General features: G+C 39.5%; 21 protein-coding genes and 1 other RNA gene. 15 read left to right on the forward strand and 7 right to left on the reverse strand.

What is annotated here, in order from left to right:
* Positions 1-61: 61 nt before the first annotated feature.
* From AC27G3_RS15325 to mutM, 6 genes are all read left to right on the forward strand, one after another.
* A complete protein-coding gene (locus AC27G3_RS15325) occupies positions 62-730 on the forward strand; it encodes an AAA family ATPase (protein ID WP_487123020.1) in 669 nt (222 codons plus the stop codon).
* Complete coding sequence (locus tag AC27G3_RS15330) at positions 717-1106, forward strand: hypothetical protein (RefSeq protein WP_487123022.1); 390 nt, start codon at positions 717-719, stop codon at positions 1104-1106. Before AC27G3_RS15325 ends, AC27G3_RS15330 begins: the two co-directional genes overlap by 14 nt.
* 264 nt (positions 1107-1370) lie before the next feature.
* Complete coding sequence (gene rpmB / locus AC27G3_RS15335) at positions 1371-1607, forward strand: 50S ribosomal protein L28 (RefSeq protein ID WP_487123024.1); 237 nt, start codon at positions 1371-1373, stop codon at positions 1605-1607.
* Positions 1608-1616: 9 nt separating this feature from the next.
* Entirely contained in the window at positions 1617-1772 is a 156-nt protein-coding gene (gene rpmG, locus AC27G3_RS15340) for a 50S ribosomal protein L33 (RefSeq protein ID WP_487123026.1), read from the forward strand.
* A gap of 46 nt (positions 1773-1818) precedes the next feature.
* Entirely contained in the window at positions 1819-2379 is a 561-nt protein-coding gene (locus tag AC27G3_RS15345; RefSeq protein WP_487123028.1) for a hypothetical protein, read from the forward strand.
* A 19-nt stretch (positions 2380-2398) separates the two neighbouring features.
* Positions 2399-3214 (forward strand): bifunctional DNA-formamidopyrimidine glycosylase/DNA-(apurinic or apyrimidinic site) lyase, encoded by an 816-nt coding sequence (gene mutM, locus AC27G3_RS15350; protein ID WP_487123029.1) that lies wholly within the window; start codon positions 2399-2401, stop codon positions 3212-3214.
* On the opposite strand, the gene coaD is transcribed toward mutM, so the two are convergent.
* On the reverse strand, positions 3215-3697 hold the full coding sequence (gene coaD, locus AC27G3_RS15355; RefSeq protein WP_487123030.1) for a pantetheine-phosphate adenylyltransferase: 483 nt from the start codon (positions 3695-3697) through the stop codon (positions 3215-3217).
* 170 nt (positions 3698-3867) lie between these two features.
* Here coaD and AC27G3_RS15360 point away from each other — a divergent pair, with 170 nt between their 5' ends.
* Together AC27G3_RS15360 and AC27G3_RS15365 are read left to right on the forward strand one after the other, a co-directional pair.
* A complete protein-coding gene (locus AC27G3_RS15360) occupies positions 3868-4524 on the forward strand; it encodes a TetR/AcrR family transcriptional regulator (RefSeq protein WP_487123032.1) in 657 nt (218 codons plus the stop codon).
* Positions 4525-4627: 103 nt separating this feature from the next.
* A complete protein-coding gene (locus tag AC27G3_RS15365) occupies positions 4628-5788 on the forward strand; it encodes an HDOD domain-containing protein (RefSeq protein WP_487123034.1) in 1161 nt (386 codons plus the stop codon).
* Positions 5789-5825: 37 nt separating this feature from the next.
* On the opposite strand, the gene waaA is transcribed toward AC27G3_RS15365, so the two are convergent.
* Positions 5826-7826 carry a lipid IV(A) 3-deoxy-D-manno-octulosonic acid transferase gene (waaA, locus tag AC27G3_RS15370; protein ID WP_487123036.1) on the reverse strand — a complete coding sequence of 667 codons (2001 nt, stop codon included), beginning with the start codon at positions 7824-7826 and terminating at the stop codon, positions 5826-5828.
* A 163-nt stretch (positions 7827-7989) separates the two neighbouring features.
* Here waaA and AC27G3_RS15375 point away from each other — a divergent pair, with 163 nt between their 5' ends.
* On the forward strand, positions 7990-9933 hold the full coding sequence (locus tag AC27G3_RS15375) for a methyl-accepting chemotaxis protein (RefSeq protein ID WP_487123038.1): 1944 nt from the start codon (positions 7990-7992) through the stop codon (positions 9931-9933).
* A gap of 30 nt (positions 9934-9963) precedes the next feature.
* Here AC27G3_RS15375 and AC27G3_RS15380 read toward each other — a convergent pair whose 3' ends face one another.
* The 5 genes from AC27G3_RS15380 to aptA all read right to left on the reverse strand — a co-directional run bounded on the left by AC27G3_RS15380 (position 9964) and on the right by aptA (position 16798).
* On the reverse strand, positions 9964-11379 hold the full coding sequence (locus AC27G3_RS15380; RefSeq protein ID WP_487123040.1) for an NAD(P)/FAD-dependent oxidoreductase: 1416 nt from the start codon (positions 11377-11379) through the stop codon (positions 9964-9966).
* A gap of 33 nt (positions 11380-11412) precedes the next feature.
* Entirely contained in the window at positions 11413-12894 is a 1482-nt protein-coding gene (locus AC27G3_RS15385; protein WP_487123042.1) for an aldehyde dehydrogenase family protein, read from the reverse strand.
* Between the two features lie 47 nt (positions 12895-12941).
* Positions 12942-13817, reverse strand: a complete 876-nt coding sequence (locus AC27G3_RS15390) for a cupin domain-containing protein (RefSeq protein WP_487123044.1) — start codon at positions 13815-13817, stop codon at positions 12942-12944.
* A 46-nt stretch (positions 13818-13863) separates the two neighbouring features.
* Positions 13864-15354, reverse strand: coding sequence for a CoA-acylating methylmalonate-semialdehyde dehydrogenase (locus AC27G3_RS15395; protein ID WP_487123045.1), 1491 nt, complete (start codon positions 15352-15354; stop codon positions 13864-13866).
* Positions 15355-15442: 88 nt separating this feature from the next.
* Positions 15443-16798 (reverse strand): omega-aminotransferase AptA, encoded by a 1356-nt coding sequence (gene aptA, locus AC27G3_RS15400; protein ID WP_487123047.1) that lies wholly within the window; start codon positions 16796-16798, stop codon positions 15443-15445.
* A gap of 169 nt (positions 16799-16967) precedes the next feature.
* Here aptA and AC27G3_RS15405 point away from each other — a divergent pair, with 169 nt between their 5' ends.
* From AC27G3_RS15405 to AC27G3_RS15430, 6 genes are all read left to right on the forward strand, one after another.
* Positions 16968-17885 carry a LysR family transcriptional regulator gene (locus tag AC27G3_RS15405; RefSeq protein ID WP_487123049.1) on the forward strand — a complete coding sequence of 306 codons (918 nt, stop codon included), beginning with the start codon at positions 16968-16970 and terminating at the stop codon, positions 17883-17885.
* A gap of 42 nt (positions 17886-17927) precedes the next feature.
* Positions 17928-18336: RNase P RNA component class A (rnpB, locus tag AC27G3_RS15410), an RNA gene on the forward strand.
* Positions 18337-19254: 918 nt separating this feature from the next.
* Positions 19255-19449 (forward strand): hypothetical protein, encoded by a 195-nt coding sequence (locus AC27G3_RS15415; RefSeq protein ID WP_487123050.1) that lies wholly within the window; start codon positions 19255-19257, stop codon positions 19447-19449.
* Positions 19450-19895: 446 nt separating this feature from the next.
* Positions 19896-20141, forward strand: a complete 246-nt coding sequence (locus AC27G3_RS15420) for a hypothetical protein (RefSeq protein ID WP_487123052.1) — start codon at positions 19896-19898, stop codon at positions 20139-20141.
* Positions 20142-20586: 445 nt separating this feature from the next.
* Positions 20587-21069 (forward strand): hypothetical protein, encoded by a 483-nt coding sequence (locus tag AC27G3_RS15425; RefSeq protein WP_487123054.1) that lies wholly within the window; start codon positions 20587-20589, stop codon positions 21067-21069.
* A 537-nt stretch (positions 21070-21606) separates the two neighbouring features.
* On the forward strand, positions 21607-22080 hold the full coding sequence (locus AC27G3_RS15430) for a Dps family protein (RefSeq protein ID WP_487123055.1): 474 nt from the start codon (positions 21607-21609) through the stop codon (positions 22078-22080).
* Positions 22081-22165 lie beyond the last annotated feature (85 nt).

The following is a 22165-nucleotide window of genomic DNA, read 5'->3' on the forward strand; positions in this document are numbered from 1 at the left end:
AATGCTTAATTTGAACTATAGTTAATAGTGTTATCGATCAACAGAGTGAAGGAAAAATCGAATGATGATATTAGTAGGTGGTGAGAAAGGCGGTAGTGGAAAAAGCTGTCTAGCTCAAAATTTAGCGGTATATTTTGCTCGTAATAAAAAAGCGATTGTTTTAATGGTTGATTGTGATCCACAACGCACCACATCAGACTGGATTCAAGCGCGCAATACCGACCCAACATTAACCACTATTAATTGTATTCAACTGTATGGAAAAATTCGCAACGACTTAATGAGCTTAAATCAACATTATGATTACGTTATTGTTGATTGTGGTGGGCAAGACAACCTAGCCCTTCGTGCGGCCATGTCGGTAGCAGATCATGTAGTTATTCCATTACGCCCTAAAAGGCGCGACTTAAAAACCGTACCGCATATGGAAGATATGCTGAGCACTTGTAAAATGGTAAACCCTAAATTACTCGCTTCATTTTTAATTGCACAATGTCCTGCCTTGCCTAGCCAAGGTAAACGTATTGCTGAAGCAAAAGAAGTCTGTAGCTCTTATGGCATCAATGTATTAGAAGCCGTGACATACAACCGCAATATCTACGATGATAGTGAAGAACAAGGTTCTTCAGTTATCGAGCTCGATCCAGAAGGTAAGGCCGCGCAAGAAATGATTGCCATCGCAGAGGAGTTAATGGCGATGAAACCGGATGATTCCCATGAGTTTAATTGATTTAAAAAAATCGAACACTGAAAAAACTAAAAAGAAAGATTTTACTGTCGATGAGTTTATCTCTGACGCTGAAGATTACGCTGTAGGGAAGCCTAAAGTTGTTAATGCCGATAATCTTAACCTTGAACAAGCCGTAGTCCTTGCAAAACAAAGAGCGGCGAAAAGCGATTGGCCTAAGCATGATTCTAAAAAGCTGAAGCAGTCTAAACGCCATGCGACTTTTACTTTAAGTGAAGATGCTATTTCACAGTTAGAATTACTCGCTAAAGAGAGTAAACTCGCTAAATCGCGAATTATTCGAATATTAATTAACGAACTGTGTAATGAAGAACAGCAGAAAAAACTATCACGTCTTTTAAAGTCAAAGATCGATTAAAGGATCGATATCCGTACAAGTTGTTAGCGAGATCAGATCAAATTTTCAGCGAAAAAAGGGAAAAAATCACGGTAAAATAACGGTTTTTGACTCCCTAATAGACTGTAATATAAAGATAAAAGTAATGGTTTTACTTTTAAGTTTATTATTACTAGCATTCAACATTTACTTTCTCTATAATGTGCCACCTAATTTTACGATCCTTAGGCGACGGCCTAATGGAAAAAATAGCTCGAGCTGACATTAATTTTTGGAGTGACTCACATGTCTAAAGTTTGCCAAGTAACCGGCAAGAAGCCAATGGTTGGAAACAACCGTTCGCACGCAAGAAACGCGACACGTCGTCGTTTTTTACCTAACCTTCAATCTCACCGTTTTTGGGTTGAGAGCGAAAATTGTTTCGTTAAATTACGTTTAACTCCGAAAGGAATGCGTATTATCGATAAAAAAGGCATCGATGCAGTATTAGCTGACATTCGTGCCCGTGGCGAAAAAGTTTAAGGAATCATCATGCGTGATAAAATTCGTTTAGTTTCTAGTGCTGGTACTGGCCATTTTTATACTACAGATAAAAATAAAAAGACTATGCCTGAAAAAATGGAAATCAAAAAATTCGATCCTAGAGTACGTAAGCACGTAGTCTACAAAGAAGCAAAAATTAAGTAATTTAGCTTTTTGGATTGTTAAAAACCCGGTTTTACCGGGTTTTTTATTGCCTAAAATTAAGTATGATAGTGTTTTACGACATACTCAACATGATAAATCATCAATGAAATTATCTCGAACAGCGTGGAACAACGTTATTATTATTAGTGTTATGGTGATGATTTTATTAATTAATCTAACCAATAATAAATTGTTTCCTGATACTACTGAGGCATCAACCAACGATAATGGAGAGCAGTTGGTTTTATCTGATCATGCGGTTATTTTAACGTTAACTGTCGCTAATAAATTTACTATAGAACGAGTCGGTCAATCATGGAGAATTGAATTTATCGAAAATTCAGTTGCCATTACGCCTCAGACTATCGATCAAATGATGTTAGCATGGCAAAAAAGTGCGGGATTATTACAAGCGGGCGATATTGAAATTTCAGGTCAAACAGCCATCGAAGTGATCATTACCTTAGCAGGTCAACAAGATGCCAAGCGATTAATGGTATATCCCCTTGCTGATCAACTATTAATTAAAAACATGTTAAATAATCAATGGATTGCCCTACCAATACAATTATTTCGCCAGTTACTGCCTACTCCCCTTTACCCTTAATTTAATTACGAGCTTATTTATGCCTGAGTTACCAGAAGTTGAAGTATGCCGATTAGGCATTAGTCCACATATTATTGATCAAACGGTAACTGATGTTGTTGTGCGCGTTGCTCAGTTGCGTTGGCCTATACCTGAAGAAGTAAAGTTACTTACTGGGCTTAAAGTTGAAAAAGTAGAGCGCAGAGCTAAATACTTATTGATTCGCTTTGCCACAGGGACCTTGGTTTTACATTTAGGGATGTCGGGCACTATCCGTATCATTGATAGCGCAACACCAGTCGCTAAACATGACCACTTTGACTTAACCTTCTCTCATGGTAAAACGTTGCGGCTGAATGACACTCGACGTTTTGGCGCTGTATTATGGTTCGATCAACATATAGATGAACAAGGTTTATTAACTAAAATGGGTCCTGAGCCATTAAGTGATGAATTTTCTAGTGATTACCTATTTAATAAAGCTAAAAACAGAAAAGTACCGATAAAAAGCTTTCTAATGAATAACAATGTCGTTGTTGGTGTCGGTAATATCTATGCAAATGAAGCACTATTTTTAGCGGGTATTTTACCTACCTCATTGGCTGGCAGCATTAGTGAGTCGAGATTAAAAAAGCTGACAGAAATAGTAAAAACGGTTCTGTCAAAAGCTATCACTCAAGGCGGCACAACGCTCAAAGACTTTACTCAGGCAGATGGTAAACCGGGTTATTTTGCTCAGTCTTTGTTTGTTTATGGGCGAGGTAAAGAAAAGTGTTTAAATTGTGATACAAGACTAGAAGAAATTAGGCAGTCAAATCGCAGCTCAGTGTTTTGCCCAAGCTGCCAAAGTGATTAGCTATTTTTTAAGTGCTTTTAATAGTGCAGTTTCTACTACAGGATGAACGAATTGGCTGACATCACCGCGATGTAGTGCCACTTCTTTTACTAAGGTCGATGAAATAAATGAGTTTTCTTCAGCGGGAGTTAAAAATACACTTTCTAAGTCGGGAGATAAACGGCGGTTCATATTAGCTAGCTGAAACTCGTATTCAAAATCTGACACCGCACGTAAACCACGAATTAACACTTTAGCGTTATTTTCTTCAGCAAAATCCACTAACAAACCGCTAAAACCGATCACTTTTACGTTAGGCAGGTGTTGCGTGACTTGCTCTAACATTTCAACACGGTGTGCTAATTCAAAAAGAGGTTTCTTGCTTGGACTTGCTGCTATACCCACGATAACTTCAGGAAACAAGCGGCTTGCTCGCTCTATTAAATCAGTATGGCCATTAGTTACAGGATCAAAAGTACCAGGGTAAATTGCTTTTATTGTCATAATTAGTTGTCAATTTGTGCGCCGATAGGGCTATTGTAAAGCGCATTTTTACCAAATGACAACCAACAAAACAAGTTTTATTAAAGTATTTACTCGAAAAGCTTCCAGTTTTAGTCTTTTTGATAGTATGATGGAATAATTCAATTTTAAAAATGTGACAGCGACAATTCATGAAAACACGCGATAAAATTATACAGGCGAGCATTGAATTATTTAATGAACAAGGAGAGCGAAACGTAACGACCAATCATATTGCGGCCCACCTTGGTATTAGCCCTGGAAATTTGTATTATCACTTTCGCAATAAAGAAGACATTATCTTGTCTATTTATGAAGAGTACGCCCGTAATATTGTTCTTGATACTTTTCCTCAGGTTACACCTGATGTAAAACCTCTAGATGCGATAATTTTATATATGGATGCGGTTTTTCAAGCAATGATGAAGTTTAGGTTTTTCTACAGTAACCTTCCTGTATTATTAGCGAAAAACCCTTTATTGCATGATAAGTACGTGGAAGTGCAACATATTATTACTGATCGTGTGAGCGATATGATGCTTTCTTTAAAAGGCGCTGGTGTGATTGATTTTGAAGAAAATGAGTTAGCCGATATTGTTAGTTTATTGCGATTAGTAAATACTTTTTGGTTAAGCTTTTATCAAACGCAAAATAATAAGGTAGAAATAAACGACGCGGTATTTTATCAAGGCGTATTAAAAATTCTTGTTATTATTCGACCTTACACAACCGAACTTGGATTGCCTGAGTTTATGAAAGCACGCGAATTGTATTTAAAGCGTTGTAATGAAATATTAGCAGTTGCCTAATTCCCTTAGCTTAATTAATTATATATAGTTAACAAAAAACTTTGCTTAGCTATTTTTTTAATTAGCATTAAGCGAATTTGAATTTATTGAAAAGGATATTTATATGTCGGCAGATATAGTTATTCCAGTAAGTATACTGGTTATTTTAATTTATATTGTTTTACGATTAAATCGCTCGAAGAATGCAGCTAACCGCCATAATAATTCCAACACTTATAATCAAGGTTTAAAATCTACCACTAAAATTAATCAGCTTTCTCTAGATAGTAATGACTCGGGCACCACAAATAACGCATTAGCCCAAGACAAACCTGTTTTTGAAATTCCAGCTGATTTTTTAACCTTTAAGTTAATCCCATCAGAGAAACTTGACGACAAGCAGCAAAGTATTGTCGCTGAAATTAGTCAATCTTTTCGCAAACCTCATCCTTTGTTATTGCCGTTAACACAGGGAACGTTTGAACCAAACGAGCTCTTCGATTTAATTAAAACAGATGCCGAAATGACAGCAAAGATACTTAATGCCGTTAATTCCCCCTTATTTGCTTTACGCCAACCGATAACTAATATTAATCATGCCATTATCTTTTTAGGCATCACCCAAGTTAAAAATATCGCTTTACAATTTGCGGTTCAAAATGACATGCAGTTTGAAGATAAACTACAAAATGAAGCGTATAACAAGTTATGGACAGCGAGCTATCTTGCCAGCTCATTTTGTTTACTTTTTGCCAAAGAAATGGGCGAAGACAATGCTGCAGAGTTATCAACTCTTTGTTTACTTTCATATTTAGGTGACTTGGCGATTTTATCTTATAAACCGTCAATTGCAGGTTACTACCTCGATGACTATACCTTGTATGAACGGACTAAAGTCTTTCAAAGTACCATTGGCACTAACGCGGCAGTCGTCGGTAAGCATTTAGCACAGCAATGGCAATTACCACGGTCAATTGAAGCTGGCATTGATTACAGTTTATTATTGTTAACTAATGGTACAGCGGAAAAAGAACTTTCGGGTGAGCAGCTTCGTCAAATTCTTTTATGCTATTTGTCATGCCGACTGGGTGATTTAGTGGCATTTGGCGATGTGCGTGATATTTCTAAATTAGAAGAAGTTAGCTTTGAAGCCCTTGGTGAAGTAGAGTTTTACTACACGCAGGAGAATATTAAAAAAGCGGGTCTTGATAAAATTAATAAAGTTATCGCAGACGAAAGCTTTAGAAAGAAAATTAATAAGGTTATAGAGCAAACTGCTGTTTAATCGCTTTTTTATTAAGGCTATTTTTGCATTAACTATTTTATTGAAAATAGCCTTTTAAAAGCATCTGCCAATCTTTTTCTTGCCAATAAAATTGGCTTAATTGCGTTTGCTCTTTTCTAAAAGAGCGTAATAAGCGATCTAAATTCGTTTGTTGCCAACGCGAGTCAACTGTCCTTAATTCTCCTTGATCAAAGTCTATTAACCACGCTTGGCTATGCTCATTAAGCAAAATATTATGAGCGTTTAAGTCGTGATGATAAACCCCTCTGTCATGAAAGCGTCTTATGGTTGCACCAATATGTAACCAAACAGCTTCAGGTAGTGCTTCTTTGCTTAAAAGAGCCACTAAGTCTTGCGCATTTTCTATTCTAGAGCTTAATAAGTCCGCTCGATAAAACATTCCATGTTTAACTACTTGATAAGCAACAGGCTTAGGAGCTGGTAATTGCCATGTTTGCATTTGGCTGAGCAAGCTGAACTCCTTCGCGGCTCTACTTGCTGCTACAGAAGTAAAAACGTAACTGTCTTTATTAAATTTTCCTATTAAACCGCCTCGAAAATAATGTCGTAACACCCAATGTTGCTCATGATGCTGGATAAACCAAGTGGTTCCTCTTCCTTGGGCAGAACCTGTAATAGCGTTTTGTTGTTGCCAATAAGTGGCTGATAGCATCTCAGGGCTGAAATTCTCGATTAACGCGCTATTGTACTGATAATAGCTATTGGCTGCTTTAACACTGACAATCACATCTTTCGCACAAAGTATCTCTTGTAATGCGGCGACACTTTGCTGACTTGCTCCTTGGTTATTCATCACCACTTGGTAGGCATTTTCTCCTAGTTGTTGTTGCTTACTTTCGTCATTAAGTAAGCTAAGTATAGTCTGCGCCAATTCAGATGCATGAGTAGATGTTAGTGATAAAATGCCGTGAACATCGTCAAGTTGCTGTTTAATTTCTGAAAAATTGGCCATATAAGGACCGACAATAATCGGCTTTTTAAATAGCGCAGGCTCTAAGGGATTATGACCATTTATTTCACTGAAACTGCCGCCCATAGTGACAATGTCAGATAAAGCATAAGCCGCCATTAACTCTCCGAGTGAATCGAGCAGCCATACTTGCGTTGCATCGGTAATCCTAGCTTTATTGCTTCTGGTAACCGTGTTGATTTGTTGTTCTGCACACAATTGTGCAACAGACTGAAACCGCTCTGGGTGGCGAGGAACAATAACTAGCAAAAGCTCAGGGTGAGTGGGTTGTAATTCTTTTAATACACTCAGCGCAAGTGCCTCATCGCCTTGGTGAGTGCTGGCCATGATCCATATTTTTCTACCTTGGGGTAAGAAAGCCGCTAACTCAGCTTGTTTATCTGTAATGGTTTGGTTGGCGCTAATATCAAATTTAAGGTTACCCAAACATTCACATTTTTCTTGTTTGGCACCTAGCTCGATGAAGTTTTGTAAATTAGATAACGATTGAGGCAAAATTTTATCAAAGCGATTAACGCTTGGTTTTATCAACCATAATAACTTGCGATAACTCTGCATAGAGTGAGCGGATAATCGTGCGTTAATTAGTAATAACTTAATTTTTTTATTGGCCGCTTGCGCAATAATATTTGGCCAAAGTTCCGTTTCCATAAAGACAATGGCTTGTGGCTTTAATTTTCGTAAAAACCACCAAGAACAAATAAAGATATCAATAGGAAAATAACAGTGCTGAACCTTGTCACCGAATAATTTAGTTACTTGGGCAGATCCCGTGGGGGTAAAGGTGGTTACAGTTATTGGTAAATCAGAGTAAGTAAGTAATAGCTGGTCAACAAAAGGTTTGATGGCAATAACTTCTCCAACACTGGCGGCATGCACAACAATGCCGTTAGCTTTGAAGTTATGATTTATAACACCTAAACGTTCTAATAAGCGGTGGCGAAAAGCAGTGTTCTTTCTAGATTTGATCACTAAAACGGCAAGAACTAAAGGTGAAAGCAATAGTAATATTAATCGGTAAAACAGTAGAGAGAAAAAATATTTCAAGGGATAGCTCTAGAAAAAAACTCAAAATCGATAGTTAAAGTATACCTAATACTAGCGCTTAAGTGAGTTATTTTAAAAGAATATTTTCAATGAAACCGGACTGCTCACTAGAAAAAATGAAGCGAACATCTATACTCAATAAATCATCGAACAGGAGCTTAAAATGAGAGAATGGTTTAATCAAATACAAATAAGACATGCATTAATTGCCATTATCGCAGTCTCTTTATTAACGCTTTCTATTGCGGGCATACTTCTTTCTAACAATGCCTTTACTAAGGTTTCAGAACAAAGCATAGCGTCTGATTTACTGCCAAATCAACTAGAAAAAGTAGCGGCTAGAATTAGGTACCAACTGAGCACTCCGCTAGTTTTGTCGCAAAGCATCAGCCAAAACAAATTTCTTATTGATTGGGCGCTAGCAGGCGAGCCAGAAGATGAGTTGCAACAAGTTATCGACTTTTTAAGCTTAATGCAGCAAGAAAACAATGCGCTTTCTGTCTATTGGGTGTCTAACTTATCTAAAAACTATATCACCCAAGAAGGTATTATCAGAACTTTAGACAGTGACAATGATCAATGGTTTGATACGTTTTTAACCAGCGATAATAATTTTGAAATAGCATTCGATGAAGAAGCAGGAAAGTCAGGACTTATTGCTTTTGTTAATTATCGCGTTACTTATCAAGGGCAAAATTTAGCGGTTGTTGGTTTGGGTTACAAAGTAGGACAGGTCAGCGCCGATATTTTAACGAATAAGGTCGGCGAAACAGGCTATGTTTTTGTTACCGATAATAGCGGTAAGGTCATTATTCACCCTAGTATTACAGCTAAAGCGAATAAAAATTTACGTGAGTTTGACGGCTTTGCCAGCGCATCTAGTCAATTATTAACGTCGAGATCTGACTATGTTTTTGACCAAGTTACTCATAAAAATACTGATTATTATGTTGCCAGTATTGGTTTGCCTGAATTTAATTGGAAGGTGCTCGCGATGTTACCAGTAGATGAGCCTATGTCGGCTGTGCGTTCGGCATTGTCGCAAACGGCATTATTAAATCTAGTGATTGCCATTGGTTTTATCTTTTTAATGAGTATTGTCGCCAGACGTATTACTAAACCTATTGTAGACATTGGTGATCGGTTACTGGAGATGGCGCAGCGTGGTGGCGACTTAACACAACAACTTGATGAAAGCCGCAAAGATGAATTGGGGCTATTAGCTCAAGGATTTAACGCTATTATTGAGAAAGTGCGAAACATAATGATCGATATAAAAGGAACTGAAGCTACGATGGCATCGTCTTTTATTTCACTCAATTCTATGGCCGATAATATTGACGAAAACGCCAAATCTCAGCAATTAGAGTCAGACTCGGTAGCCACAGCAACAACACAAATGAACCAAAGTATTCAAGAAGTTAGTAATTTAGCCGGCAGTACTGCCGATAAAACCGAAGTCACACAAACGCAAGTCGAAGAGATTAACCAACAAGTTCGAGATACCAACAATGCCATGCAACAGCTAGATGTGAGTAACGCAGATACGCAACAAAAAATTCAAGCCTTGGCCGATCAAACTCAAATCATTAGCTCTGTGGTCGAAACGATTAGTAGTATTTCCGAGCAAACAAATTTATTAGCCTTAAATGCAGCCATTGAAGCCGCACGAGCCGGTGAGCAAGGACGTGGTTTTGCTGTAGTTGCTGATGAAGTAAGATCGCTAGCAGGGAGAACAAAAAATTCCACAGGCGAAATTAAGGATGTTATTGAGAAGCTTCAACAACAAGCTCAAGAAACAGTAAAAGCGATGGCACAAAATGGCTTATTAGCAAAAGAGGGCTTAGAAAAAACGAATGTTGCTAGCGATGCGTTAAATTCAGTAGTCGTGGAAATTAGTGAAATTGCTAACATGAATACTTCAGTCGCCAGTGCAACCAACGAGCAGTCTAACGTAATTGGCGAGCTAAATGTTAACATTACTCGTATTGCCGATATGTCAACTAAAGTGGTGGACTTATCACAAGATACCAAGTCAGTGCTTGAAGATCTTGATGAGCAAAAAACGCGTTTACAGCAGTTAGTTGCTCAATTTAAAACGAATTAATCAGCTAAAAAAACAAAAACATAGCGTGAATTAACAAGTGAAACCAAGGTTCATGGCATCGAGTAATTTTAACCACAAGCCGCGTTTACCGTTATTTTGATCGGCTTTAACTAAAGCTTTTTGCGTAAATTTAACACCAAACCAACGAAAGGGTTCAGGAGCCCATGGCATAGGTTTTTTAGTGACAAACTGCATTTGCAATATATCGCTTGGCTGATAGCCTAATAATTCAATACCTATTCTGGCACCAAAACGTGTCGCACCAACACCTAAACCTGTATAACCTACCGCCCAAGCAAGACGCCCATTGTATGTAGCACCTGGCACCATACAAAAACGCGTAGAGGTGGCAATAACACCACTCCAACGATGGCTAAATTTTACGCCTGCCAATTGTGGAAAGGTTTCAAAAAATTCTTTCGACAATTGTTCAAATAATGCTGGTTTATCGGCACATCTAGTTATGTCAGTGTCTTTGTTGAAATAATAGCGAACTGCTCCGCCGCCGCCCCAGGTAATTCTATTGTCTTGGGTCATTCGGTAGTAATGAAACATATTCGCATGATTACCAATAGCATGTCGAGATTTGTGCCAACGAATACTTGCTAGCTGTTCATCGGTTAAAGGTTCAGTCGCTAATTGATAATCCCACACAGGAATTGTGGTCCGTCGAACGGCAGCTACAGGGTTGTGATAGGCATTGGTTGCCATTAACACTTTATCGCTTTCAATAGTAAATGTAAGCGCTGTAGAGCGCATTTTAGTTTTACCAAGCGGATCACAACGAGTTAAAGGCGTATTTTCAAAAATGCGTACGCCGAGTTCCAATAATACTCGCTTTAATCCCCAGCAAATTCGTGCTGGATCAACCACACCATCTTGTCCATCACGACGCCAAAGCCCAGCTAAATAAGTTGGAGAATTCACTTGCTCTTGCATGGCGTCTTGATCAAACCACACCACATCATCACCTGCGGCTTTCTCTGATTCGTAGTCTTCGCGTAATGCTTCTACTGCGCCAGCATGAGTGGCTACTTCGGTTTCGCCTACTTTTTCGTATCGGGCATCAATATTATAACGAGCTAAGGTTTCAAGTAACTCGGCCATATTTTGCTGACCCAGTGCATGCAGCTTGTCTGCTTCACCAGGAAAGTGATGATCGGTATTGGTTTCACCATGAGCAAGGCTCGAATTTAAAAAACCGCCATTGCGACCTGATGCGCCGTCGGCAATAAAGGTATTTTCAATTAAAACGATGTCAGCATCTGCTTGGCGTTCTTTTGCTTGCAGTGCTGCCCAAAGGCCGGTAAAGCCACCGCCAACTATTAATAAGTCGCAGCTTATATCTGCTGATAGCGCAGGCAAAACCTCAGGCCTCACCTCGGCTTGATCGTGCCACAGAGGACAATACTTTGAATCTTGTAACGCTTGAATATGTTGTTGCATAAATGACTCGTTAACTTGTGTGACTTCGTTAAATTATTTGATGTACCAACCCCAAGGCTCTGTGGAGTTAAAGCGGGTAATTTGTTTGGTTTCGAGATAATTATTCAAGCCCCATTCTCCAAGTTCGCGACCAATACCTGATTGTTTATAACCGCCCCAAGGCGCTTCAACAAAGGTAGGTTGTGAACAATTCACCCAAACTATGCCAGCTCTAAATGCTTTTGCTACGCGTTCACAACGGGCATCATCTTTGGACATAACCGCAGCGGCTAAACCAAAGCGAGAGTTATTCGCCATGGCAATAGCTTGTTGTTCTGTTTTAAAGGACTTAATACAAACGACTGGACCAAAAATTTCTTCTTGCCAAATCCAGCTGTCTTCTGCCATATCGGTTAGTACCGTGGGCTCAAGGTAGTAGCCTTGAGTAAGTCCTTCAGGGCGAACGCCGCCAGTGGCGATTTTAGCCCCTTCACTGACACCTTTTTCGATTGCGACGAGCACTTTTTGGAATTGGTCTTTATTCACTAAGGGGCCTAATAAGGTCCCTGCTTGGTTACCTTCGCCTATAGTGATTTTTTTCGCTTCAATGGTTAATCGTTCTAGCAAAGCAGGGTATAAAGATTCTTCAACGAGTACGCGAGAAGTAGCTGAGCAAACTTGACCTTGATTCCAAAATATACCAAACATGATCCACTCAACCGCTTTATCAATATCAGAATCTGCAAAAATAACAAAAGGCGATTTTCCGCCAAGCTCTAAACTGATGTTTTTAATATCTTTAGCCGCCATAGCCATTATTTTTGAACCTGTTGGAACAGACCCTGTAAAGGCAAGTTTATCAATTTGAGGATGCTCAACTAATGCTTGCCCAGCATCAACACCTAAGCCATTAACAATATTAAGTACGCCTTTGGGAAGGCCTGCTTCGTCGGCTACTTCAGCTAGTGCTAAGGCGGTAATCGGCGTTATTTCTGATGGTTTTAATACCATAGTACAACCAGCAGCTAGAGCTGGCGCAACTTTCCAAGCGGCCATCAACATTGGAAAATTCCATGGAATAATTGCCCCTGCTACGCCAATTGGTTCTTTTGAAGCTGTTGAAGAGAAGTCAGCTTCAGGCAAGGTAATAATTTGATCTTCTTCGGTATCCATTTCTTCAGCGAGTTTAGCGTAGAATTCAAAGGTGCCGGCGGTATCTTCAATGTCCCATTTCGCTTCTGGGTAAGGTTTACCATTGTCTAATACCTCAAGTTTAGATAATTCGTCTAACCGGCGAGTAATTATCTCAGCCATTTTACGCAAATAGCTGCCACGCTCTTTACCGCTCATTTTTGGCCAAGGGCCATGGTCAAATGCTTGTCGTGCTGCTGTTACTGCAAGGTCGATATCTTGTTGATTGCCTGCAGGGATATCAGTAATAACTTGTTCAGTGGCAGGGTTAATGGTGGCAAAAGTCGTGTCACTTTTAGCCTGCTGCCATTGACCATCAATGTAATGCCCTTTAACGGTAATCATGGATTAACCTCTTGTTAGATAGTTTAGTTTGTTGTGTGTTGATAGTTTTATTTGTTGTTAGATTGTAAAACCGCATAAAAAGCACAAACACTGTCATCTACTCGCCAATGGCACATGGTACCTTGAGGAATAAAAACCGCGTCACCACAAGTAAAGGTATGACTTTTATTATGCTCGTCTATGCATACTAATGTGCCTGATTGAATATAAATAAATTCATTTCTAGGAAACGCTTGTTGTACGGTTTCAAATGCTTGGCTTTGCCAAATGCCTGAGAAAAAATTTCCGGTACTGTCTTGATACAGGTGCTGGCCTTTTTTAACCGGCTTGCCTGACTTCATAATAAAGCTTTTATTAGCTCTGGTTGACTGGCTAATATCAATTGCGTGTTTAGAGGCGCTATTATGCAGCTTACTAATATTAACAATGCCATCAAAAGTTGGCACTACAGGGATAATTTCGTCGGGATGTTCAGATATCATATAAAACTTGCGTAAATAACCACTTTGTTGCCACTGACAATCATAGCCCTTGGGAATAACAAAACTTTCGCCTGCATTTACAATTTCAATTTCACCTGTTTTGATATTTTTAATTGCCGCTTGGCCTTCAAGCACCACCATAAACTCATCACAAGCGTATGGGGTTGCGTTTTCAACCATGTCAGTGGTATCCCAAACACCGACGTATAAGCCAAGTGTTTCATCCTCATAGTAACTGTGTGTATGTTGCTCGGGAACGGTTGATTCGAACATGTCGCTGTCGAGCTCGTCGGTCACTTTACCGAAATTTTTTGGTTGAGTGCTTAACCGAATAATTTGTTTGTTTGACATTGTTTTACTCGTTTTATTGGCTGTTAAACGGGTGATACCTACTTTAGGGTAACAAAAGAGTATGTCTGTTTTTAATGAAAAAATCGCCATCTCATTAATTTGTTGAGATGGCGTTATTTAATTATTTAACTTTACATTAGCTCGGAAAGGCAAAACTTACCCCTTCACGAACACCACTTGATGGCCAACGTTGGGTAATGGTTTTACGTTTGGTGTAAAAACGAACGCCATCAGGACCGTACGCATGTAAATCGCCAAATAGTGAACGCTTCCAACCACCAAAACTATGATAAGCCACAGGCACGGGTAATGGAACATTAATACCTACCATGCCTACTTGAATGTTATCAGAGAAGTAACGCGCTGCTTCGCCGTCGCGGGTAAAGATACAAGTGCCGTTGCCGTATTCATGATCGTTAATTAATTGCATAGCTTCTTGCATGGTTTTAACACGTACCACTTGGAGTACTGGGCCAAAAATTTCTGCTTGGTAACTAAACATGTCTTGGGTGACATGATCAATTAACGTGGCACCAACAAAAAAACCGTTTTCAAAACCGGCAACGCTTGGATTACGACCGTCAACAACAATATTCGCGCCTTCTTCTTTTGCACTTTCAATATAACCATTGACTTTATCGCGATGTGCGGCAGTAATTACCGGACCAAAATCGTTATTGGCATTACTGTAATCGCCAACACTCAAACCTTTCATACCTTCACTCATTTTAGCAATAAGTGCATCAGCCGCTTCATCGCCAACTGCAACAGCAACAGAAAGCGCCATACAACGCTCGCCCGATGAACCAAAAGCTGCACCAAGTAGTTGGTTTACTGCATTGTCCATATCGGCATCAGGCATAATAATCGCATGGTTTTTAGCGCCGCCCAACGCTTGGCAGCGTTTACCGTTCGCATTAGCTGTGGCATAAATATATTCAGCAATAGGTGTTGAGCCAACAAAACTTACCGCTTTAATGCGTTGATCGTTCAACAGAGTGTCTACCGCTTCTTTATCGCCATTAACCACGTTCATTACGCCGTCAGGTAAACCTGCTTCTTTAAGTAATTGCGCGATAAATAGTGTCGAGCTAGGATCACGCTCAGAAGGTTTAAGTACAAAGGTATTTCCACAGACAATGGCTAATGGAAACATCCACATAGGCACCATAGCTGGAAAATTAAACGGTGTAATACCTGCAACGACTCCTAACGGTTGAAATTCGCTCCAAGAGTCAATGTTAGGGCCTACATTTTTGCTGTGCTCGCCTTTTAATAACTCTGGTGCGCCACACACGTATTCAACGTTTTCAATGCCGCGTTGTAATTCTCCTGCCGCATCATGTGAAATTTTACCGTGCTCTTGACCAATTAGTTGGCAAATTTTATCGGCATTTTGCTCTAACAATTCTTTAAAGCGAAACATCACTCGTGCACGTTTAATAGGTGGTGTATTACGCCATTGTGGAAAGGCGGCTTCTGCTGCAGCAATGGCTTGTTCAACCGTTTGCTTACTTGCTAACGCGACTTTCTTGCTTGATTCACCCGTTGCTGGGTTAAATATATCTTGTGTACGTGAATCGTTATTAATTATTTCACCGTTTATTAGGTGGCCAACAGTTGTCATTTTGTAATCCTTAAAGCTGTAAATTTGTGCCAACACGCGAAAGTACATGTCCGCGTGTTATACGTTTGATTTATTGTAAATGTTTCGGTTACTTAATTTCACCGAGTGTTTCGCCTAGGGCGTTTACTAAACTATCAATTTCAGATAATTGCGTAGTAAAAGGTAAACCCAATTGAATAGTGTCGCCGCCGTAGCGTACGTAAAATCCCTTTTGCCACATTTTCATGGCAATTTCATATGGACGTTTTCCTGGCTCTGGTTTGCCTTGTTCAGCACCAAAAGCAGCGATGCTTAATGCTCCAGCTAAACCGTAATTACGAATATCACTTACATGTGATGCGCCTTTTAAGCTGTGCAACGATTCTTGAAAATAAGGTGCGATTGATTTAACGCGCTCAGGTAAATTATCGTTTGCTAAAATATCTAATGATGCCAATGCCGCAGCGCAAGCTACTGGATGCGCTGAATACGTGTAACCATGTGGCAGCTCTAGCATGTACTCAGGCCCACCTGTTTCCATAAAGGTGTCATAAATTTCTTGTTTGGCTATTACTGCGCCCATGGGAATAACGCCATTAGTTAACTGCTTTGCAACGGTCATAATGTCGGGTGTTACGCCAAATTCTTCAGCGCCTGTATTTGAACCCATACGGCCAAAAGCGGTAATGACTTCATCAAAAATAAGTAAAATATTGTGTTTAGTACAAAGTTCGCGTAACCGTTTTAAATACCCTACTGGTGGCGGAATAACACCTGCAGAACCAGCTAATGGCTCTACAATAACAGCGGCAATGTTAGATGCATCGTATAAAGCCACCATTTCTTCTAGTTCATCTGCTAAATTAGCGCCTTGTGCGGGCATCCCTTTAGTAAACTGATTGCCGTTGATCATAGTGTGTGGCAAATGACCCGCTTCAATCCCTTGACCATAAATAGCGCGATTAGGGCCAATCCCCCCCACACTAATACCGCCAAAGTTCACGCCGTGATAACCTTTTGCACGGCCAATAAAGCGCGTTTTACTTGGCATGCCTTTTTTACGCCAGTAACCGCGTGCAATTTTTAGCGCGGTTTCAACAGATTCAGAACCTGAGCCAGTAAAAAATACCCGATTAAGTCCGTCTGGCATTAATTCAGTAATACGGTGAGCTAACTCAAATGACTTTGGGTGACCAAATTGAAAGGCTGGCGAATAATCTAAAGTAGCGACTTGCTTACTGACTGCTTCTGTTATTTCTTCACGCGCATGACCTGCGCCACATGTCCACAGCCCTGAAAGCCCATCAAAAATTTGTCGTCCGTTACTGTCGGTATAATAATTACCCTTAGCTGAGACAATAATGCGAGGATCTTTTTTAAATTCACGATTACCGGTAAAAGCCATCCAATGAGCGTCAAGCTGAGCTTGGCTAATGCCATGATTATTGTTTGTGTTGTTAGTCATACGATTGCCTCAACAATGAATACCATTTTTATAAATTTCGCCCAAGGCGATTGCTTGACCTTATTATCAATGATTTAATACGTTATTAAAGTTAATGTTTTTTAAGTTAAGTTAAGTAATTGGTTAACTATAGTATTGGCTCAATTTATTGATTATCGCGGGGTTGTGTATGACAAAAAGTAAAAATTTATTACCCAGACAATTAGGTGATGCCCATATCCGTTTATTGCGCATTTATAAAGTGGTTATTGAATCGGGAGGCTTTGCTGCTGCCGAAGTAGAACTTAATATAAGTCGCCCTGCAATCAGTTTAGCCATTTCTGAACTTGAATCATTATTGAATATGAAACTTTGTCATCGCGGCAGATCTGGATTTTCAATAACGCCACAAGGAGAGCAAGTTTATCAATCGGCATTGTTGTTATTGGGGAGCATTGAAAATTTTCGTGCTGAAATAAATGCTATGAATACTGAGTTGGTGGGTGAGCTTAATATTGGTATCACAGACAACTTAGTAACTATTGAAAAAATGAGTATTACCCGTGCACTTAGCGCTTTAAAACATCGTGCGCCTGAGGTGGTGATTAATATTAGAATGATGCCGCCAAACGATATAGAAAGCGCGGTGCTAAATGGTAAATTGCATATTGGTGTTGTCCCCGAATTTCGTACTTTGCCAGGGCTAACTTACGTACCATTATATAAAGAGCAATCGCTACTCTATTGCAGTGAACAGCATCCCTTATTTAAGCATGACCTGCACGAAATAAGTGATGAAGCACTAGCACAATACGACGCTGTAGTGCCAAATTATCCGCAGTCGGCAGACATAAAACAGCAACAGCGCAAGCTTAAAGCGACAGCCACATCGACAGACAGAGAAGGTATTGCCTTTTTAATTTTAACGGGGCGATTTATTGGCTTTTTACCCACGCACTTTGCCCAACGCTGGACTTCGCAAGATAAAATTCGAGCAATTGAAACACATGGCCGACAGTTTTATACCAATTTTTCTGCGATTACCAGTAAGGGCGCGCGCAGTCATTTAATATTAGATGCCTATTTAGAAGAGTTGCAGAAAGTTTAGCTTCTACTTGCCCAGAGTAAACACAGCAGGTAGAATGCGCCTCGAGTTGGCCAGACAATCGCTGCTTTATCGTTGTATCTAAGGTGTAAACTGAAGGTATACGGATAAAGGGGAGGAAAGTCCGGGCTCCAATGAGCAGGGTGCCAGGTAACGCCTGGGCGGCGCAAGCCGACGACAAGTGCAGCAGAGAGAAGACCGCCGATGACCGCTTGCGGAACAGGTAAGGCTGAAAGGGTGCGGTAAGAGCGCACCGGATTGCTGGTAACAGTAATTGCAGGGTAAACTCCACCCGGAGCAAGACCAAATAGGGTTTCATGACTATATAATTTCGATTATTTAGTATAAGCGTGGCTCGCGTGGAAACCGGGTAGGTTGCTTGAGCCTTAGAGCGATTTAAGGCCTAGACGAATGATTGTCCTAGACAAAACCCGGCTTACGGTCAACTCACCTATTATCAAACCCCTGCCTATTCGGTGGGGGTTTTTGCTTTCTGGACAATCATTGTCCTATCCGCTCATACCTAAACTAAAGCGGCTTACGATCAACTCACCTATTATCAAGCCCCTGCCTATTCGGTGGGGGTTTTTGCTTTCTGGACAATCATTGTCCTATCCGCTCATACCTAAACTAAAGCGGCTTACGATCAACTCACCTATTATCAAGCCCCTGCCTATTCGGTGGGGGTTTTTGCTTTCTGGACAATCATTGTCCTATCCGCTCATACCTAAACTAAAGCGGCTTACGATCAACTCACCTATCATCAAGCCCCTGCCTATTCGGTGGGGGTTTTTGCTTTCTGGACAATCATTGTCCTATCCGCTCATACCTAAACTAAAGCGGCTTACGATCAACTCACCTATTATCAAACCCCTGCCTATTCGGTGGGGGGTTTTTGCTTTCTGGACAATCATTGTCCTATCCGCTCATACCTAAACTAAAGCGGCTTACGATCAACTCACCTATTATCAAGCCCCTGCCTATTCGGTGGGGGGGTTTTTGCTTTCTGGACAATCATTGTCCTATCCGTTCATACCCAAACTAAAGCGACTTTTTTTGTTTGGCACATCCTAGATATCAACAATTTATATAAATAAAACTTTTAAGTGAAATTATTATAATTAACCACTGTTTATAACTACAGTTGTTGTTTTTAAACATTGTTTTGCGTGAAAGAGGGGTTTTACCACGCTTTTACACATCAACCAGTTGGCCAGGTATTATTTAACTAATTGATTAAGATAAAAAACACATGTATTCTTACTTTAATTAAAAAACATGAAAGAAAGGTAAAACCCGTGTTTAAATACGGGTTTTACCTAACTAGTAAGCTGTTAGCAGTATAATCATTTATCAAAACATGGAGTGTTACATGAAAATTCAATTACGAAATCAATCCTTTGCAATTGCTGGTTTATCAGTTGGGCTATTAGCAACATTATTTGGTCTTCACATGTCATCTGCAATAGAATCTACACCTGCATTAATGGGAACTGTTTCTGCGGTATGGTGTGCAGTTTCGGCAAGTATTATAGGTGGTCGGTTTAATAACGACTCAGCATCGTAAATACAGCTAACAAGAAATTAAACAAGGACAAAAAACAGTTGGTTTTGCTCCTTCGTCGCTTATTTTAACCAACTATTTTTTGCCTGTTAATTAGGCGTTAGTTTGCTATTAAGTTTTACTAGGGAAAGTGGTTTCAAATTCTGGTGAGTTTGTTAATCGAAGTGGTTCATCACAGGAAGTGTCTAGGTTTTACCAGTCGCGTTTAGCGTTCAAACTTCCATGTAGTGCAATTCACGTTAAGCCTTAACTTTTCAATAGTTTGTTGGTAATGTTGCGGTAATAAAATTTAGAGTTGTTTGTTTAGGTTAGGTGGGGCGGTCAAGCCGCATCAACACCGCATAACTAACAAGCAATTTAATAGGACAAAAAACAGTTGGCTTCGCTTCGCGATTATAGCCAACTATTTTCCGCCCATTAATTGAGGCGTTATGTTACTAGGGAAGTCAATGAGTGTAGGTGTTAATAATTTAGAATCGCGAGAGTCTGATTTTACGCGTAAAATAGTTTTGTTCGGTATAGCTATTTTATGCGTACTTTTCGGTTTAGGTTTAAGTATTTCTATTAGTATTATTTTACTTGAGCCTTCAGCGGTGAGTTTGGTAAATGTATTAAGTTCTGTCTTTTTCCCTATCTTAATATCTAGCTATGTTTTACATTACTATTATAAACATTACTTTGTTCGTAAAAAGTAACATAACAAGCTGTTAAACAAGGACAAAAAACAGTTGGTTTTGCTCCTTCGTCGCTAATTTTAACCAACTATTTTTTGCCTGTTAACAGGGCGTTAGTTTGCTATTAAGTTTTACTAAGGAAAGTGGTTTCAAATTCTGGTGAGTTTGTTAATCAAAGTGGTTCATCACAGGAAGTGTCTAGGTTTTACCTGTCGCGTTTAGCGTTCAAACTTCCATGTAATCTCAATCACGTTAAGCCTTAACTTTTCAATAGTTTGTTGGTAATGTTGCGTTTACAAAATTTACGGTTGTTTGTTTTAGTAAGGTGGGGCGGTCAAGCCGCATTAACACCGCATAACTAACAAGCAATTTAATAGGACAAAAAACAGTTGGCTTCGCTTCGCGATTATAGCCAACCATTTTTCGCCCATTAATTGAGGCGTTATATTTCAAAGGAGTTTGGTATATGTTGAGGATTATTTTATTTGCTCTTATGCTTTCTCCGCTGACGGTATTCGGATGTTCTTGTTTCAGCGAAGCAAAAAGCTTTAAAGACGAAATGAACGAATATGACGCAATTTTCACTGGTGTAGCACTGAAAACAGTTAAAATATCAGGGGATTGGGATACTTCATTTTACAAAACAGAATTGAAAGTTCAGCAAGTATGGAAAAATCAGGCTGTACTTAACTCTGTTTTTATTAAAACAAATATTGAAAACAATTCTTGTGGTGGTCCCGCTCCAACAATTGGAAATACATTTCTTGTGTTCGCACACGTAACTAAAGATGGTCTTTACGCGACTGGCGGTTGTTCAACATTTATAGATCTAGTGCAAGTAGAAAAAGACTTAAGCACTTTAAACTCTAAAGAAAAGGAAGAGTGGCAAACTATAATTAAAGGTATGTGGTCTGATTTAGGGAGTCCGCTTGTCGTTTATAGCAAATGAAATATAACAAGTTGTTAAAGCAGGACTTTTTACAGTTGGCTGGGTTCCGCTTCGCTTCACATTTTAGCCAATTGCAAAAAGCCTCTTAACAAGGCGTTATGCAGGCAACGCGAATTCAATTTAAATTGTTTTTCACGGTGAGCATTTCACAAATATTATTGCACTTGTTGCCTTAACTTTATCTTGGTAACTTTAGTGCCAAATGTACTGATTTAGCTTTTGGCTAAGCAGTTTTTCGCCAAGGTAATTTGGGTGGTAAAAGCCACGTTTATTAAGTGGCTCAAAATTCATGGTTTGGTGTGTCGCGCTGCTTGGGAGTTTTTTACTTCTACGGTCGGGCTGCCACGAAACCTTATATAAATTGCGCTGTTTGTGGTCATCACAACCAGCGCATAACAAGGCAATCAAACGGACACGTACAGTTTGCTCGCGCTTCGCGCATTATAGCAAATTGTACTTAGCCGCTTATTGTGGCGTTATGATTTAGTCGTTTAACGAGGCGTAGATTTTTCAAAAATCACATATGAGGAAATAAAAATGACAGATATAGATATTGGTATTAGCAAGGAAAATAGAACAGAAATATCAGATGGTTTAAAAAAACTATTAGCTGATTCTTACACCTTATATTTACAGACTCATAACTTTCACTGGAATGTAACTGGTTTACAATTTCGTGAATTGCACTTGATGTTTGAAGAACATTATACAGAGTTAGCTGTTGCTGTTGATGATATTGCTGAACGAATTAGAACTCTAGATGTTCCAGCACCGGGAACTTACAAGGAGTTTTCAAAACTTAGCTCTATCAAAGAGGTAGATGGAGTTCCAAGTTCATCGGAAATGGTCGAGTTACTAACCAAAGGTCACGAACAAGTAATTAAAACTTCTCGCGAAGTCTTAAAGATTGCACAGAGTGCGGATGATGAATCAACAGCCGCCCTTGTCTCTGACCGTATGCGTGTACATGAAAAAACAGCTTGGATGTTAAGAGCAACTAAAAAATCATAACAAGGCAATCAAGTCGGACTTGAAACAGTTTGCTTGGTTTCGCTTCGCTGCACATTTTAGCAAACTGTTTCAAGCCGCTTATTGC

It is taken from the genome of Colwellia sp. SU-HH01217, assembly GCF_057543495.1.